Raw genomic sequence first — 15263 nt, 5'->3', positions numbered from 1 at the left:
CTGGCTGTCCCCCAACCCCGGAGGCCCTCTTAAAGTCTGTGAAGGAGCTCCAGGAGGAGATTAGCCATGCTAAATGAGTGGCCGTTCAACCTGAACTTTGGCACCACCTACTACTTGGAGAAGGAGGAGGCTCTCACAAACGGGCGCCGTGGTCTCACCCTTGTGGTGGGGCCTCAGCACCCGGGCTCCGGCCACATGAGGCTGTTCGTCGTGGTGGACGGAGACGTCATCGTGGACGTGGTGCCGGACCCCGGCTTTGTGCACAGGGGTATAGAGAAGCTGGGGGAGAACAGGCCGTACTGGATGCTGATTCCGCTGGTGGAGAAGGCGTCGATTATGGACAGCGCGAATATTATATACCCCACTGTGCTGGCGCTGGAGAAGGGCCTCGCCCTAGAGCCGCCTCCCAGGGCCCAGTACCTTAGACTGATAATGGCCGAGCTTACTAGGATCAGGACCCACCTCTACGACCTCTCGCTCCTGGGGATTTTCCTAGGCCACTCCACTGCGTTTATGTGGGGTTTCGCTCTGCAGGACCTCTTCGCCGAGGTGTTCGCCAAGATAACGGGGGCTAGGACTACCACTGCGTATCTAGTGCCGGGGGGTGTCAGGAGGGACTTCAAGCCGGAGCATGTGGAGGCGGTTGAGAGGCTGTTGCGGAAGGTCGAGGAGAAGCTTAAAGACTTTAAAACGCTGTTTCTAGACAACCCCGTGACTAGGGCTAGGCTTGAGAACGTGGGGGTGCTGGACGCCAAGAGGGTGACTGAGCTCGGCGTGGTGGGGCCCTTCGCCCGCGCCTCGGGGGTGGACTTCGACGTGAGGAAGGCATATCCCTACGACGCCTATAGAGAGTTCGGCGTCGAGCCGGTGGTGGAGAAGGGAGGCGACGCGTGGGCTAGGACTGTGGTGAGGTGGGGAGAGATACAAGCCTCCATAGCGCTGGTTAGGAAGGCGCTGAGTGAGCTACCCGGCGGCGACGTGATAGACAACGCACTCCTGTTTAAAAACCCCGAGTACAGAAGGGAGGGGATATCCGGGGTTCTAGGCGTCTACACCTACCTCTACCCGGAGCCGGGGGAGTGGATGGGCATGGCCGAGGCCACCAGGGGCCTGTCCATGACCCACCTGTGGACCACGGGCCTACAGAGGGTGTACAGGATGAGGGTCGTCACGCCCAGCTGGCGCAACCTCCTGGGAATGGTGGAGGCTATGAAGAGCCAGCGGCTTGCGGATATGCCGGCGGTCTACATGTCGTTTGGATACTTCCCTCCTGAGGCGGACCGATGACGCTGGTGAGGTTGCTGGACCTAGATCGCGGCGGCGTTGTCGAGCTTGAGGTAGACGGCGGCGCGCATCCCAACGCCATAATTGAAAAGCTGAGGGAGATGGGGCTGGTGTCAAGCCGCGAAGCGGTTATATACGGAGTGAGCCAAGACGGGCGGCGCATCTGGTACGTGCCGGCGGCCACCGTGGATCAGCTAGTGGCCTACTCCAACCAGACAAAACAGCCTCTCTCCTTCAGGAGGTTCCCAATCCACGGCCTCGGCGAGGCGCCTAGGTGAGAGACAGGCCTGTTTACGTAATCGGGGCCGGGACCCCCCTGGTGGGTACTCTGGCTTTTGGCATAGTGGATAGGGGGACCAACGTCGTCGAGGTGAGGCCTACGAGCCTCTGCTCGCTGAACTGCGTGTTTTGCTCAGTCAACGCGGGGCCTCTGTCTAGGGCTAGGTGGGCTGAGTACGTTGTGGAGCCCGACGCTTTGCTGGCGGCGCTGGAGGAGGTGGTTAGGTTCAAGAACACCGGCGACGTGGAGGTCCACATCGACGGCATGGGGGATCCCGGCCTCTACAAGGACCTCGCCGAGCTGGTAAGAGGGGCGAAGGCTATACCCGGCGTCGCCGTGGTTTCCATGCAGACCCGCCTGTACATGCTAGACGTGGAGAGGATTAGGGAACTCGCGGCGGCCGGCCTCGACAGATTTAACGTAAGTATCGACGCCATGGATCCACAACTGGCGAAGAAGCTGGCCGGGGCCGACTGGTACGACGTGGAGCTGATCCTCAGCCGGGTAAAGACTGCGCTGGAGGCTGGGATAAACGTGGTGATTAGCCCCGTCTGGGTGCCGGGCTTGAACGACGCGGAGATGCCCAAGATCGTGAAGTGGGCGGTGGAGCACGGCGTGGGGAGGGGAGGCACCCCCGTCTTGATACAGAAGTACATCCCCCACAAAAGGGGAAGGCGTGTAAAGACGAGGCCCATGACCTGGGGAGAGTTCTGGAAGAGGCTGAGGGAGATGGAGCGGGAGCTGGGCGTCGCCCTGATACCGAAGCCGGGGGAGTACAGAATACACAAGGCGCCGGAGTTGCCAAAGCCCTACAGAGTGGGGGACTACGTAGCTGTTGAAGTGGTGGGTAGGGGGATTTTCAAAGGGGAGTTGCTGGCCGTGCCGACGTCTAGGCGGGGCACGGCGGTTTGGGACAGAGTGATGACGCTGGTGTTAGGAAGCGGGGCCTCTGAAGACCTGGTGGGGCAGCGGATGCGTGTAAAAGTTATTGAGGACAGCCACAACATATACATAGCCCGCCCGGCGGGGAGGTAATAGATATATATCAGCCCTATAGTCAATATATGGTCAAGGTGAAGATACGTAGCCCTCAGTGGTACGACGGCGTGGACAACGCCCCCCACCGCTCCTACCTCCGGGCCATAGGGCTAACAGACGAGGACATTGCAAGGCCTCTGGTTGGGGTGCTGGCGTCTTGGTCTGAGCTAGGGCCCTGCAACTACCACACCCTCGACTTGGTGAGGTATGTAAAGGAGGGGGTCAAGGAGGCGGGGGGCGTGGGCCTCGCCGCGCCTACCATAGTGGTCAACGACGGCATAAACATGGGGACGCCTGGGATGAGGTACTCGCTGATAAGTAGAGACCTCATAGCAGATACAATAGAGGCGCAGTTCAACGCCCACGGAGTAGACGCCTGGGTGGGGATAGGGGGGTGCGACAAGACGCAGCCAGGCATCATGATGGCCATGGCCCGCCTTGACCTCCCCGCCGTCTATCTATACGGCGGGTCCGCGGAGGCTGGGTTCATGGGCGAGAGGGAGCTCACGATAGAAGACGTCTTCGAGGCCGTCGGCGCCTATGTAGCTGGCAAAATCACCATGGAGGAGCTTAAGCGGGTTGAGGAGCTGTCCTTCCCCACCTACGGCACGTGTCAAGGCATGTTCACAGCCAACACCATGGCCATGCTGGGGGAGGCCCTCGGGCTCTCTCTCCTAGGCTCCGCCTCGCCGCCGGCCACCTCCGCCAGGCGGAGGGCGTACGCGGTGGCGTCCGGCAGGGCGGTTCTCAAAGCCGCGGAGCTGGGCATAACCCCCCGCAAGGTGCTGACCTACGACGCCTTCCACAACGCCGCAGTGGCTCTGTTCGCCACCGCCGGCTCCACCAACGCCATACTCCACCTAATCGCCATCGCACATGAGGCGGGGGTGAAGTTCACCCTCGACGACTTCGACGCGATTAGTAGAAAAGTCCCCGTGATAGCCGCCTTGAGGCCGGCCGGCCCATACGCAATGCAGGATCTGGACAGGCTGGGCGGGGTCCCCAGGGTGTTGAAAAAGCTCTACAAAGCCGGCCTTCTGAGGCCGGAGGCCCTCACGGTGGAGGGGGAGCCCATCGGCAAACTGCTGGAGAGGTGGCAGCCGCCGGCGGTGCCGGAGGCCGGGGTGCTTTACGACGTGGAGAGGCCCTACAAGCCCTACGCCGGCATTAGAATCCTCCGGGGCAACCTCGCCCCAGACGGCGCTGTGATGAAGGTGGGGGCGGCGGAGAGGTTGAGATTCGAGGGGAGGGCCAGGGTTTTCGACGGAGAGGCAGAGGCCTTCAAGGCGGTGGCCGCCGGGGAGATAAAGCCGGGGGACGTCGTGGTGATACGCTACGAGGGGCCAAGGGGGGCGCCCGGCATGCCGGAGATGCTGAAGGTAACCGCCGCCATCGTCGGCGCGGGGCTCGGGGAGCACGTGGCTATGATAACAGACGGGCGGTTCTCCGGAGCCACAAGGGGGATAATGGTCGGCCACGTGGCGCCGGAAGCCGCCGTGGGGGGCCCAATAGCCCTCGTCCAAGACGGCGACAGGATTGTAATAGACGGCGAGGGGGGCCGCCTCACGCTAGACGTAGGCGAGGAGGAGCTGAAGAGGAGGCGCGCCAACTGGACACCACCCCCGCCCAAGTACAGGGGAGGACTCCTGGCTAAATACGCCGCCTTGGTGCAGCAAGCCGACAAAGGCGCCGTCACCTCCCCCGCGGTTCACTAGCCCGAAAACCTCTCAGCACCCCCGCAACTTTTTCTACAAAGGACCTGTGTAGCTTCAAAACTTCGGGGGGTGGGGGCGCCAGGCAGTTTTTAAATGCCTGGGGGAGCTCCAGTCCGTGTTCCTCTAGACAACGCTTCACCCTCTTCCACGTGCTGGTCCTCGGGCCGCACAGCACAGCCGCCGCGGCGAAGGCCAGCTCTTTGGCGGCTTTGCAAACCACCACCGGGTCACCTGAGTGTAGAAAAGCCCTCACCCTCTCTTCGGTTTCGCCCAGCTCGTTGGCGAGGCTCCTCTCGAAGGGTATTTTGATGGGCTTTCCACATATCAAGACCCCGTTGTACGTGACGTGGAAGTGGAAGAGGTCCTCCCTAGGCGCCGGGATGAACTGGGCATCGTAGCCCCTCGGCAACCCCTCCCCCAGGCCGTACACCACCACGTCTACATCTGCGGCGGAGCCCTCCAGCGCCCCGCCGAAGAGGTAGACGGGGCCGGCGGGGCACAGGTGTCTAAAATCCTCGTACACCCTCCTCACGACGTCGACGGGAGGCGGGTCGAAAACCTCGGCGCATCTGGTCTTTACGTGCCCCTCCGTCCCCCTCTTCCTTATGTGGAGAACCGGGAAGCCCCTCCTCGCCAGGTAGTCGGCGATGAACTGCCTATGGCAGCGGCGCCAGTCCTCCTCTCTGCACACCAGCGCCACTACGCGCCTCTCGGCTAGCTTAGCCAGCTCGTCCAGCTGTAGGATCGCCGGGGCGTAGTGGTACAGCCTCCAGACGTACATGTCGAAGGTGGCCGAGTCGACGCAACCCGCGCGGGGACCTCTAACGCCGAGGGCCCCCAGCTCCCCAAACCAGAGATACTCAACGCCGACCCTCCCCAGCTCCTCCCTCAGAGCGCTGGCTGTGTAGAACGCGGTTTTAGAACGGGGGTAGCGCCTCACATCTACAACAGCCTCCACGCCGAATTTGGCGAGGGTGTGTAGAAACTCCTCCGGGGAGAAGCCAGAGTAGCCTATGGTGTAGACCGCCATGTACTGCCAGTACATCTCTCTTATAAACCCCCACCACGGTAGGTAAGTGGCTCGCCCAAGAACTTTAGGCGGCGCGAGGCTGCTCCTCTTGTTCATCCTGGCGACTGCCGGCGTCGTGGCGGTGGCTCTACACACAGCCACATCGGCATACGCCCTGTCAGCCACCCCCACGGCCCTGCACTACACCGCGGCGACCCAGGCGACAGCTAACAGGTCCGAGGTGTTCCATAGAGGCTCTGTTATTACTGACAAAAGACCTGCCGCGGAAAATAGGGAGGGGAACTGGACAGAGGCGGCCAGCCGCACCGTCACGGTTGATATATGCAGTGGCGGAGCCGCTCCCTGGCCGTTTTACAACGACACCGCAAAGAAGGCGCTGTGCAGAGCTAATGTGACAGTTGTGCTGGTGAACGTCAACTACGACGTAAGGTATGTAGATTATGGCAATGCGACCCCGAAGCCCGCCGAGGGTGGTGGGTACGTTCCGCTTGGCAACTACGTGCCGGGGTTGAGGTGGGTGCTGGCGCTGTGGAGCGCCGCCTCTGGCATGGCTGGGGTGGCTTTGTACATCTACGCGGTGTACCTCTCACTGGCTTGCGGAGGCGCCTTGTGTAAATGGAGGCGCTTCAAGGCAATTCTGCCCTTCTCGGCGGCTACGGTAGCCGCGTCCGCCTCCCTCGCCCCGCTAAGCCCCCTATACGCGGCTCTGGCCGTGCCGGGGGTGTGGGGCGTTTGGCACTACTACCGGGCGAGGAGGAGGCTCGCCGTATGGCTAAGTACGATCTTGACGTGATTGCCCGCATACTCCTAGCCCTCCTCCAAGGCCCCATGGGGAGGACACAGCTATACATGAGGACCAGGCTCAACTACCCCCGCTTCCTCGAGTATCTAGAGTTCCTGAAGCAGAGGGAGCTGGTGGTGGAGAGAGACGGCTCGGTGAGGCTGACGGAGAGGGGTCACGAAGTTGCAAAAGCCCTGGAGAGGGCCCTGGACGAACTTCTATAGATGTACTGGCGGTACATTAGGTATTAAAGCAGGTGCCCACGCGTCTCCATGAAGACCGCGGTGCTGACGGCGATAGCGACGGCGGCGGTCATAGCGGTGGCGCTCTACCTGGCTTACCTCGCCGCACAGGTCGGCTCCGAGGCCCCGCCCGCGGAGCCCCCGACGGGGAGCCCCCCGCTCAACCTAACGGAGAGGGGCGGCGTCGTGAACTACAGCTCCTACGGCCGCTTCGCCGTTGAGCTGTACAGGAGGGTCGCACTGCAGAGGATAGACAGGAATCTCGTCATCTCGCCGTACACAGTCTACAAGGCTTTTGCCACGGCGTACGCCGGGGCCTCCGGCGCCACGAGGGAGGAGATCAAGAGGGTGATGGGCTTCGGCGAAGATCCCTGTGCGTTGCCGAGGGCGGGCCGGGGGGTGGAGGAGGGCGTGGCCGCTTGGCTCCAGGCGGATATGCCGGTTACGGATAGCTACTTGTCGAGGCTGAGGTGCATCGGCGCCGAGGTGAGGAAGGTAGATTTCAAAAGAGATGTCAAGGGGGCTCTGAGGCATATCAACAAGTGGGTTGAGGAGAGGACCAGGGGCCTAGTCAAGGGCTTAATCCCCGAGGACTACCCAGTCGGTTGGGAGCCCCACGCAGTGCTGGTTTCTACGCTGTTTTTCAACGGGAGCTGGTGGCCCGAGAGGTTTGTGAGAGTGGGCAAGGCCGAGTTTGGAGGGGTCGGCCCCGTGGAGTACATGTCTCTGAGCCTGGGGAGCTGTAGTGACCCCTCTCTTAGGGGGAGGGTCTCCGACGACGTCGTTGTCGTCGAGTTGCTCTTCAGAGATACAGACGTCGCCATGTACATAGTTATGCCGGCGGACTTCCGCAGATATGTAGAGACGCTGACCTACGAGAAGCTACTAGACGCCGTCTCCACGCTACCAGACGAGGTGGTGAGTGTGAAGATGCCCCTCTTCAAGGCCGAGTTTAAGCAGTCAATCAAGCCCCCCCTCATGGACATGGGCATCGCAGACGCCTTCAGCCCCGAAAAGGCGGATTTTTCACAGATGGTGGACGTGAAGAAATACGGGGGGCTCTACATCGACGACGTTTTCCACGGCGCGTTCATAAAGGCTGACGAAAACGGCGTCGTTGCGGGCGCGGCCACGGGGGTAGTTGTGAAGCCTATCTGCGCCAAGACGGGGGGCCGCCACGTCGTTATAGATAAGCCGTTTATATTCGTGCTGGCCGACAGGTCCACGAAGACTATCTACTTCATAGGCCACGTGGTCGACCCTAGATGATTCCGTGGATGTACCACTGGAAGAGGACTATGTTTTTCTCCACCGTCTCTGGATACGTGTCGAATTCATACGCAACCTTCACCACGTCGTATTTAAAGCGGTGTTTCTTAGCGGCGTAGTACAGGAGGGCGGCGACGACTCCGCCAGGCTTCAGGCCCTGGACGGCGCCCTTAGACTTTAGAAATTCGTACAGCCTCCTCACCTCCTCGGCTACCGCCTCCCCGTAGATCCTCCTCACCGTCTCAAGGTGGTGTTCAAATTCGTCCCTGGGATATCTGTACCCCATCTGGAAAAGCTTGCTGTACCACCTATAGACGCAGAGCAACTGGGCCCTGTGTCTTGCCGCGATCTTGTCCAGCGACGCCGCCTCGCCAAGCCTCTTCCGGCACAGATACTCGGCGGCGGCCCTGAGGCACTTATCACCCCCCTCTCCCCCCGAGCCCGCCACCACCTCCTCCATGCAACGGATAAGCCGTAGCTCCTCCTCGCTGTACTGTCTGCCAAAAAACATGGATGTTATATGTCAGGTATTAAAATCTCAATGCGGCTTCTATGTTCATTGGAGGTAAATCGTCTGGGTGAATCTTAATTTCAAGAACTCTGGGTCCTTCGCTTTTTTCTGTGATATATTTCACGGCTTTGGATATCTCTTCGTCTGAGTTTATTGACATGACCTCTACACCAAATGCATCTGCTAGTTTTACAAAATCTGGGTTTGTGTGGAGCGTGCCGAAGACCCTGCCCATTTTCTGCGCCTTTTGCCTAGCGTAAAGGACCCTGTAAGAATTATCGTTTACGATTATAACCTTTACCGGAATCTTCTCCCTAACCGCCGTTTCTAGATCTTGCACAGTCATCATAAACTCGCCGTCGCCCACCACGGCGTATACATCGCGCTCTGGCAACGCCAGTTTAGCTCCTAGCGCCGCCGGGAAGGCGAAGCCCATAGCCCCTAGATTAAAGGCTGCGAGGTATCCCCGCACAGCTTTTATCCTCACGAAGCTAAAGGTGTAGACTATGTGCATTCCTTGCCCGCCGACCATTACACTTTCCCTAGGAAGCGCCTTGCCAAGCTCTTGGAAGAACTTCGAGGGATTTACAAAACCTTGGTACTTTCTCGAAAGCGCCTCTTCCAGCAACGTGTTCCAACTCGCCCTGAGCCCCTCTAATTCTCTATACCAATCCTCATCAAGTTTTATGTTTAGATCAATAGCTAGGAGCTTTTTCAAGAAATCGACTGCGTCGCCGTAGAAATATAGGGTGTAGGGAATAGGCTTCTTTTCAGCCAGCGGGTCGAGGTTAACCACGACGATGTCCCCCCTGGGGACGTAGTTGTAGCCGTAGGTAGTCGTGTCGGAGAGCCCGCCCCCACAGCCAATACTAAATCAGCCCTAGCCAGTGCTTGATCCGCAACTATGTTACCCCCACCAAATCCAGCCCGCCCCAGGAAAAGTGGGTGATCCTCGGGGAAGGCACCACGCCCATTTCCAGTCACAGCCACCGGTATCCGCCACCTCTCCGCTAGCTGTAGCAAAAGCCTCGACCCCTCCTCGCTATTCACACCACCACCAGCAAGAATAACCACTCTCCTAGCCCTTGACAGCAACTCCGCCACCTTCTTAACTCCATCCACCGGAACTGGTGGAGGGAGGCGCACCTCTGCCCGGCACGGCATGTATTCAGACGACACACTCCATACATCTTCTGGAACTTCGATAAAGACCGGCCCCTGTGGTGGTGAGGCGGCGATAGAATAGGCCTCTGCCACTATCTTGGCGGCGTCTAGCGGCTTGTCGATTCTATAGGCGGCCTTGACGATTGGCTGATAATCTCCCTCTGCGGCACCTCTAGCCACGAATCCAGCCCGCCGAGTCTTCTTTTAACTGCGCCAGATATTAATAATAAAGGCGACACGTCTTTGTATGCGTTTGCCACCGAGATTAGAGAATTTAAAAAGCCAGGGCCTGCATGCACGGCGGCCACGCCTGGCTTGCCTGTTACCCTCCCTTCGGCATCTGCCATCGACACGGCGACTTGCTCATGGCGCGTTGAGATGTACCTTATACCGCTGTCTCTAACTGCGTCTATGAAGTCTAAAATTGATGTACCTACCAATCCGTAAATTCTCTTTACGCCTAGCTGTTCCAAGCACTTAACAACAACCTGCGCTACATTCATGGCATATTTACGACGTTATCCGGTTTCAGACCCGCGAGTACCTTAAACACATTTTCAAGAGTGACGTTTATAATCCTCATCCTAGCCTCATTAGTAGCGCCGGCTATGTGAGGCGTCACAATAACGTTTAACCCCTCCCTGGCGGCTTGCAGAAGCGGGTGGTCATGCGGCGGCGGCTCTGTAGAAAATACATCAACCCCGACCCCCGCGATCCAGCCTTCTCTAACCGCCTTTGCAAGCGCCGCCTCGTCTGTAATCTCTCCACGTGATACGTTAATAAGCACCGCGTTGGGCTTCATAATCCTAAGCTCGCGCTCGCCTATCATCCCCCTGGTCTGCGGAGTAAGCGGTACATGTATACTGAGAATGTCGCTCTCTGCCAGAAGTCTGTTAAATGGTCTGTACTCAACGCCTAGCTTCTCCACATCCTCCTTACGAACCACATCGTAGTATACCACCTTGGCGCCGAAGCTCATAGCCCTAACGGCCACCTCTCTACCTATCCTACCCATGCCCAAGACACCCCAAGTCTTGCCATATATCTCCCCGATTATGTTCATAAGCTCGCCTTGAGTCCACTGGCCGCCAACAAGCCTCTCATGGGCATATACAGCCCTCTTCAACAACATAAGTGCAAGCATTATGGTGTGCTCAGCAACCGAAATGGCGTTAGCCCCTCCGATGTTGGCCACAGGTATCCCCCTCTTTGCACAAGACTCTACATCTATATGGTCGTAGCCAGTACTTGGTTGCTGTATTAATTTTACCTTCGCCATTTTTCCACAGAGAGACGCATCGATTTTAATCCGGAAAGTGTAATCCCCAACAACAACGTCAGCATTGGCAACTTCTCGACTAATCTCATCATAGTTGGGCTCAAAGAAGGTGACTACCTCAACATCTTCAAGAGATATGCCGTATTTCTGCGCAATGGGCGCGGCCCACATCCTTAACAATGCCTCTGGCACAGGCGACAAGACGACAATCTTATACTTCCCCATATGGGAGTCATAACAACTCTATTTAAATATTAAAAATAAAGAACGTATAATAAATAATTTATGAAATTTTAAAAATTCTGAAAAAGAAAGGAGAAACTATAAAAGAAATTAAAGAGAAGGTTTAATACGCGCTATGGGACTCCAAATAAACCTATAAAACTAAGACAGCAACTTGCCACATGTCGCACATACTAAAAACATACGACCTCGACCGCCTTGCCATAGCTACGGTAGCCTCCCACACAGCTCTCCAAATATTAAGAGGCGCTAAGAAGTACGGCTTCCGGACTATTGCGGTGGCCAGGGGGGAGGAGACTGCGCGTTTCTACCGCCAGTTTAGCTTCGTCGACGAGGTGTGGACCGCGGATTTTTCCAACTTTAGAAAGGTTGCTGAAAGGCTGGCCTCCAGCAACGCGGTGCTGATCCCCCACGGGTCCTACGTAGAGTACGTGGGGTGGAGGCAGGCGCTGGAGGCCCCGGTGCCCACGCTTGGGTGTAGAGAGCTGTTGAGGTGGGAGGCCGACCAGTTCAAGAAGATGTCTCTCCTAGAGAAGGCCGGCATCCCCATTCCGAAGATCTACCGCTCGGCTGAGGAGGCCGAGGGGCCTGTCATCGTCAAGCTCTTCGGAGCCAAGGGGGGTAGGGGGTACTTCGTGGCGCGGGACAGAGGGGAGCTTGCCCGCAGACTCGCGGCGGTGTCCGAGCCGTATATAGTACAGGAGTACCTCTTCGGCGTACCTGCGTACTACCACTACTTCGCCTCTCCCGTGTATTCTAGAGTGGAGATATTCGGCGCAGATATTAGATACGAGAGCAACGTCGACGGGAGGACATTCGGCTGGGCAGAGCCGACGTTTGTAGTGGTAGGCAACCTCCCCCTGGTGCTCAGGGAGTCCCTACTGCCGAGGATACAGGACTACGGCGAGAGGTTCGCAAAGGCCGTGGAGGAGGTGGTCGGCTGTAGAATGGCCGGGCCCTACTGCCTCGAGTCGATAATAAAAGACGACATGTCAATAGTTGTTTTCGAATTCTCAGGAAGGATCGTGGCTGGTACCAACATCTACATGGGCTACGGCTCGCCCTACTCAGTCCTTTACTTCGACAGGCCTATGGACATGGGGGAGAGAATAGCCCACGAGATAAGGGAGGCGGTGAAAATAGGTAAATTAGAACATCTTTTCACATAATGATAGAAAAATCTTAAAAAGTGATAACGAATCTCAAAACGTGAAGTGTGTAAAATCTGTGGGATGCGTCCCCGAGATTGGCCTCGGCACCTTCGGCATTGGGGGTGATTTCTGGAGGCGTGACGAATCCAATGACTTTGAGTGGGTCAGGGCGCTGAGGCGGGGCTTTGAGCTGGGCCTCCGTCTCGTCGACACCTCTGAGCTGTACGGCGACGGACACGCCGAGGAGTTGATAAAAATCGCCGCCTCGGGCGTCGAGGAGGTGTTAGTCGTGTCAAAGATACACCCAGCCTCGTTAGAGCCAGAGGAGGTGTTCAAGAGGCTGTCCCGCTCAGCCGAGCGGCTAGGGAGGAGGCCTTGGATCGCCATGTTGCACTGGGTGCCCGCTGGCTACACGATATGTGACGTCGTCAAGGTGCTCGAGGCCGCCGTGGCTAGGGGACTGGCCGACCACTACGGCTTGAGCAACGTTACCCACAGCCAGCTTGCGTCGGCGCTTACATGCGCGAAGAAGCTCCAGCCAGCCGCCGTGGAGAATAGGTACAGTCTGCGCTATAGAAGAGACGAGCTCGACGTCCTGCCCCTCGCCCAGAGGGAGGGGCTCCTCTACCTGGGATACAGCGCTCTTGAACGGGGGGCCCTGGCCCTCGACCCCCTCCTCGGGAGTATTGGGAGGAGGTACGAGAAAAGCGCCGTGCAGATCGCGCTTAACTGGTACACCAAGATACCCAACGTGGTGCCCGTGGTCAAGGCCTCGAACGCGAGGCACATCGAGGAGATTGCCCAGTCCATCGGCTGGGAGATGAAAGAAGAGGACTGGAAGCTCATAGACAAGCAGTTCTACATATATAGACTCCAGTATTAGCCGGTGGGTAGAAACAAAATTATTTACTCCGGGGGTGTACACCTCTGTGATTTACGTAAAGGTTGATAGGTGGCTGTGTACTGGCTGCGGCTTGTGTCAAGGTGCCGTTTTTGAAATGGTTGAGGGCTTGTCGGCCGTGAGGAGGGAGTATAGACTAGACGGGCGTATAGACGAGGGCGTCGTGGGGAAGGAGCTGTTGCCCAACGTCATGAGAGCCGCCAGGGCCTGCCCCAACGGTGGGATTACCCGGAGGAGGCTAGGTGGTGACTTCGGATAGCAACCCCCTCTCCGCCGCCTCGCGGATTTCAATAGCTATACGGCGGCCGATAGATATGGGCCTCCCCCAGTACAGCTTTGAGTACTGCCCGCCCACCCCTATGTACACATTTGTGCCGCCCCCGATCCTCGGGGCCACGTCGTAAACCACGAGGTCTAGCTGAGGGGTGACGATAAACTGAAGCGTAAATGGGCCGATTACGCCGGGGGGCACCAGTCTCCTAGCCGCCTCGACGAATCTATACCCAATGTCGAAAACCTTCTCAAGGAGAGACTCGCGTATAGTCGCCGGCTCGTGGCCCACCTCCACGTAGCGCACCTCCGGGTCGAGCTCCAGCTGGTCCCGGGCGGGGAGGCGGTAGACCCCGTCGAGGTCGCTCTGTATCCGCCTGTCGAAGCTGTGGAGCTCCAGCCTCCTCCTCACCACGGAGTAGAAGTAGTTGGCGTTGAAGTGGGCCCCCAGCACAAGCTCCTCAATAGAGGCGCTCTGGAGGTCCTCAAGCTTTATGACGCCGGCGTCCGCCAGCCTCCTCGCCTTTTTCAACAAGTCGTCTCTATCCCGGGCGATGAAAAAACCCCTCTCCACCCGCCTCTCCGCCTCCGGCATCTTCACAATGACTGGGCGGTCGACCTCGTCGACGCGGAATGTGCGCGGCCTCCTAATACCCCCCTCGTCGAGGAGGCGGTAGTAGTTCTGAGGCCCTACTCTCTCCTCCCACCTAAGGAGGTAGCGGTTCCCAAAGATAGGCACGGCGAACTCCCTCTCTATGGCGTCGTAGCCCACGTAGACGGCGAACGAGCGGTTAGGCACAAAGACGGCCTCCTCCCTCCTGAGCTCGTCGACGATCTTCAAGATGTCTCTATAGTCGTCTAGGACGATGAGCTTGTCCACCACCGGGAACTCTCTGTAGGCTCTGTCCCGCCCCCTCTTCGCCACGGCGATTGTCTTAAGACCCTCGTCCCTGGCGCCGTCCAGCACGTCCAGGGCGCTGTGGGAGGCCAGCACCGCCACAGACACCACGTAGATGCGCACGCCCGGGTTTAAACATGTTATGTGTATAGAATTCGTGTAATATCGCTTAAATAGTGGACAAATATGGAGAGACGTGGATCTCCTATCCCCCCTCTCGGCGGTGATTTTAACATACAAAGACGCCGACGCCGACAAGCTGGGCAAAGTCGGCGAGGAGATGAGGGGTTGCATCGAAGTCCTGGGCCCCCGGAGGCCCATGTTCGTCCTCCACACATGCAACAGAGTGGAGGCTTATCTATACGGCGCCTCGGAGGAGGAGGTTAGCTCAGTCGCCACGCGGTACAGACGCTACGTTGATTCGGTAAAGGTGCTGAAAGGCCTCGACGCGGCGAGGCACCTCTTCAGAGTGGCGGCTGGGCTCGAATCTATGCTCGTGGGAGAGACAGACATACTAGGCCAGGTGGAGGAGGCGTTTGCCAGACAAGTGCGGGCAGGCTACACCAAGGGCCTCCTCAAAACAATTGTGGAAAAGGCGATACATGTTGGGAAGCGGGTGAGGACAGAGACGGGCATCTCCAGAGGCCCCGCGGGGCTCGGCGCCCTTTCCATAATCTACGCCTCCCAAGTCGTCGACCTGGGCAGGGCGAAGGTGGCGGTGCTGGGGGCCGGGGCCGTGGGCGCAGGGCTCGCCAGAGAGCTGGCGGAGAGGGGCGTGGCGAAGCTATACATCCTAAACAGGACTTTTGAAAAGGCGGCTGAGCTGGCGGCTGAAATCGGCGCCGAGGCGAGGCCCCTAACCAGAGAGGAGGTGGAGCGGTGCCTCAAGGAGTGCGACGTGGTGTTTTCCTCAATCCACACCCTGGACTACGTCATTGACACGGTGCCCGACGGCGCGTCAGTCAAGCTAATCATAGACCTGGGCGTCCCCTACTCCGTAGCCCCCGGCCTCCCCGTGAAGACCGTGAGGATAGGCGACTTGACGGAGCTGGCGGAGAGATACAACGCCCTGAGGATGCAGGAGGCTGTAAAGGCAGAGGCAATCGTGGAGGAGGAGCTTGCAAAACTGCCACGGCACCTCGCCAAGAGGCACATCGAAGAGGCAATATCCAGCCTAATGGCCCACGCCATGGCGGTAGCCGAGGAG

18 protein-coding genes are annotated in these 15263 nt (G+C 58.4%); 11 read left to right on the top strand and 7 right to left on the bottom strand.

What is annotated here, in order from left to right; genetic code table 11:
- Positions 1-66: 66 nt before the first annotated feature.
- Genes ACP5J3_RS05065 through ilvD form a run of 4 tightly spaced genes read left to right on the top strand, consistent with a single transcriptional unit; the run spans position 67 to position 4317 of the window.
- A complete protein-coding gene (locus ACP5J3_RS05065) occupies positions 67-1287 on the top strand; it encodes an NADH-quinone oxidoreductase subunit NuoD (protein ID WP_428494676.1) in 1221 nt (406 codons plus the stop codon).
- Positions 1284-1562, top strand: a complete 279-nt coding sequence (locus ACP5J3_RS05060) for a hypothetical protein (RefSeq protein ID WP_428494675.1) — start codon at positions 1284-1286, stop codon at positions 1560-1562. The genes ACP5J3_RS05065 and ACP5J3_RS05060 overlap by 4 nt, the downstream gene beginning before the upstream one ends.
- Positions 1559-2599 carry a radical SAM protein gene (locus ACP5J3_RS05055; RefSeq protein ID WP_428494674.1) on the top strand — a complete coding sequence of 347 codons (1041 nt, stop codon included), beginning with the start codon at positions 1559-1561 and terminating at the stop codon, positions 2597-2599. Before ACP5J3_RS05060 ends, ACP5J3_RS05055 begins: the two co-directional genes overlap by 4 nt.
- A 29-nt stretch (positions 2600-2628) precedes the next feature.
- Positions 2629-4317 (top strand): dihydroxy-acid dehydratase, encoded by a 1689-nt coding sequence (gene ilvD, locus ACP5J3_RS05050; protein WP_428494673.1) that lies wholly within the window; start codon positions 2629-2631, stop codon positions 4315-4317.
- Here ilvD and ACP5J3_RS05045 read toward each other — a convergent pair.
- Positions 4295-5347 (bottom strand): DUF488 family protein, encoded by a 1053-nt coding sequence (locus tag ACP5J3_RS05045; protein WP_428494672.1) that lies wholly within the window; start codon positions 5345-5347, stop codon positions 4295-4297. The genes ilvD and ACP5J3_RS05045 overlap by 23 nt on opposite strands.
- 46 nt (positions 5348-5393) lie before the next feature.
- Between ACP5J3_RS05045 and ACP5J3_RS05040 the strand changes: the two genes are divergently transcribed.
- Genes ACP5J3_RS05040 through ACP5J3_RS05030 form a run of 3 tightly spaced genes read left to right on the top strand, consistent with a single transcriptional unit; the run spans position 5394 to position 7639 of the window.
- Entirely contained in the window at positions 5394-6140 is a 747-nt protein-coding gene (locus ACP5J3_RS05040) for a hypothetical protein (protein ID WP_428494671.1), read from the top strand.
- Positions 6116-6352, top strand: a complete 237-nt coding sequence (locus tag ACP5J3_RS05035; RefSeq protein WP_148682957.1) for a winged helix-turn-helix domain-containing protein — start codon at positions 6116-6118, stop codon at positions 6350-6352. Before ACP5J3_RS05040 ends, ACP5J3_RS05035 begins: the two co-directional genes overlap by 25 nt.
- A 48-nt stretch (positions 6353-6400) precedes the next feature.
- Positions 6401-7639 carry a serpin family protein gene (locus tag ACP5J3_RS05030; RefSeq protein WP_428494670.1) on the top strand — a complete coding sequence of 413 codons (1239 nt, stop codon included), beginning with the start codon at positions 6401-6403 and terminating at the stop codon, positions 7637-7639.
- Here ACP5J3_RS05030 and ACP5J3_RS05025 read toward each other — a convergent pair.
- The 5 genes from ACP5J3_RS05025 to ACP5J3_RS05005 are packed head-to-tail and all read right to left on the bottom strand — an operon-like array spanning position 7632 to position 10818.
- The gene (locus tag ACP5J3_RS05025; protein ID WP_428494669.1) at positions 7632-8150 is read right to left on the bottom strand and encodes a hypothetical protein; all 519 of its coding nucleotides are present in this window, start codon (positions 8148-8150) and stop codon (positions 7632-7634) included. The genes ACP5J3_RS05030 and ACP5J3_RS05025 overlap by 8 nt on opposite strands.
- A 19-nt stretch (positions 8151-8169) precedes the next feature.
- The gene (locus ACP5J3_RS05020) at positions 8170-8946 is read right to left on the bottom strand and encodes a thiamine pyrophosphate-dependent enzyme (protein ID WP_428494668.1); all 777 of its coding nucleotides are present in this window, start codon (positions 8944-8946) and stop codon (positions 8170-8172) included.
- Positions 8865-9494, bottom strand: coding sequence for a hypothetical protein (locus ACP5J3_RS05015; protein WP_428494667.1), 630 nt, complete (start codon positions 9492-9494; stop codon positions 8865-8867). Before ACP5J3_RS05015 ends, ACP5J3_RS05020 begins: the two co-directional genes overlap by 82 nt.
- Positions 9422-9817: a thiamine pyrophosphate-binding protein gene (locus tag ACP5J3_RS05010; protein ID WP_428494666.1), complete on the bottom strand. Its 396-nt coding sequence runs from the start codon at positions 9815-9817 to the stop codon at positions 9422-9424. The genes ACP5J3_RS05015 and ACP5J3_RS05010 overlap by 73 nt, the downstream gene beginning before the upstream one ends.
- Complete coding sequence (locus ACP5J3_RS05005; RefSeq protein ID WP_428494665.1) at positions 9814-10818, bottom strand: 2-hydroxyacid dehydrogenase; 1005 nt, start codon at positions 10816-10818, stop codon at positions 9814-9816. The genes ACP5J3_RS05010 and ACP5J3_RS05005 overlap by 4 nt, the downstream gene beginning before the upstream one ends.
- A gap of 179 nt (positions 10819-10997) precedes the next feature.
- Between ACP5J3_RS05005 and ACP5J3_RS05000 the strand changes: the two genes are divergently transcribed.
- The 3 genes from ACP5J3_RS05000 to ACP5J3_RS04990 are packed head-to-tail and all read left to right on the top strand — an operon-like array spanning position 10998 to position 13147.
- The gene (locus ACP5J3_RS05000; protein ID WP_428494664.1) at positions 10998-12005 is read left to right on the top strand and encodes a formate--phosphoribosylaminoimidazolecarboxamide ligase; all 1008 of its coding nucleotides are present in this window, start codon (positions 10998-11000) and stop codon (positions 12003-12005) included.
- A 40-nt stretch (positions 12006-12045) separates the two neighbouring features.
- On the top strand, positions 12046-12870 hold the full coding sequence (locus ACP5J3_RS04995; RefSeq protein WP_428494663.1) for an aldo/keto reductase: 825 nt from the start codon (positions 12046-12048) through the stop codon (positions 12868-12870).
- 46 nt (positions 12871-12916) lie between these two features.
- A complete protein-coding gene (locus ACP5J3_RS04990) occupies positions 12917-13147 on the top strand; it encodes a ferredoxin (protein ID WP_428494662.1) in 231 nt (76 codons plus the stop codon).
- Here the strand turns inward: ACP5J3_RS04990 and ACP5J3_RS04985 are convergent.
- Positions 13127-14167, bottom strand: a complete 1041-nt coding sequence (locus tag ACP5J3_RS04985; protein WP_428494661.1) for a formate--phosphoribosylaminoimidazolecarboxamide ligase family protein — start codon at positions 14165-14167, stop codon at positions 13127-13129. The two genes, ACP5J3_RS04990 and ACP5J3_RS04985, sit on opposite strands and share 21 nt — an antisense overlap.
- Positions 14168-14252: 85 nt before the next feature.
- On the opposite strand from ACP5J3_RS04985, the gene hemA reads away from it, so the two are divergent.
- Positions 14253-15263: glutamyl-tRNA reductase (hemA, locus tag ACP5J3_RS04980; protein WP_428494660.1), on the top strand; the 1011-nt coding region annotated here is incomplete at its 3' end.

It is taken from the genome of Pyrobaculum sp. (assembly GCF_049971835.1).
In the GTDB taxonomy this organism is placed as follows: domain Archaea; phylum Thermoproteota; class Thermoprotei; order Thermoproteales; family Thermoproteaceae; genus Pyrobaculum.
The sequence above is the reverse complement of the archived record's forward strand: the minus strand, read 5'-3'. Positions and strand labels throughout refer to the sequence as shown.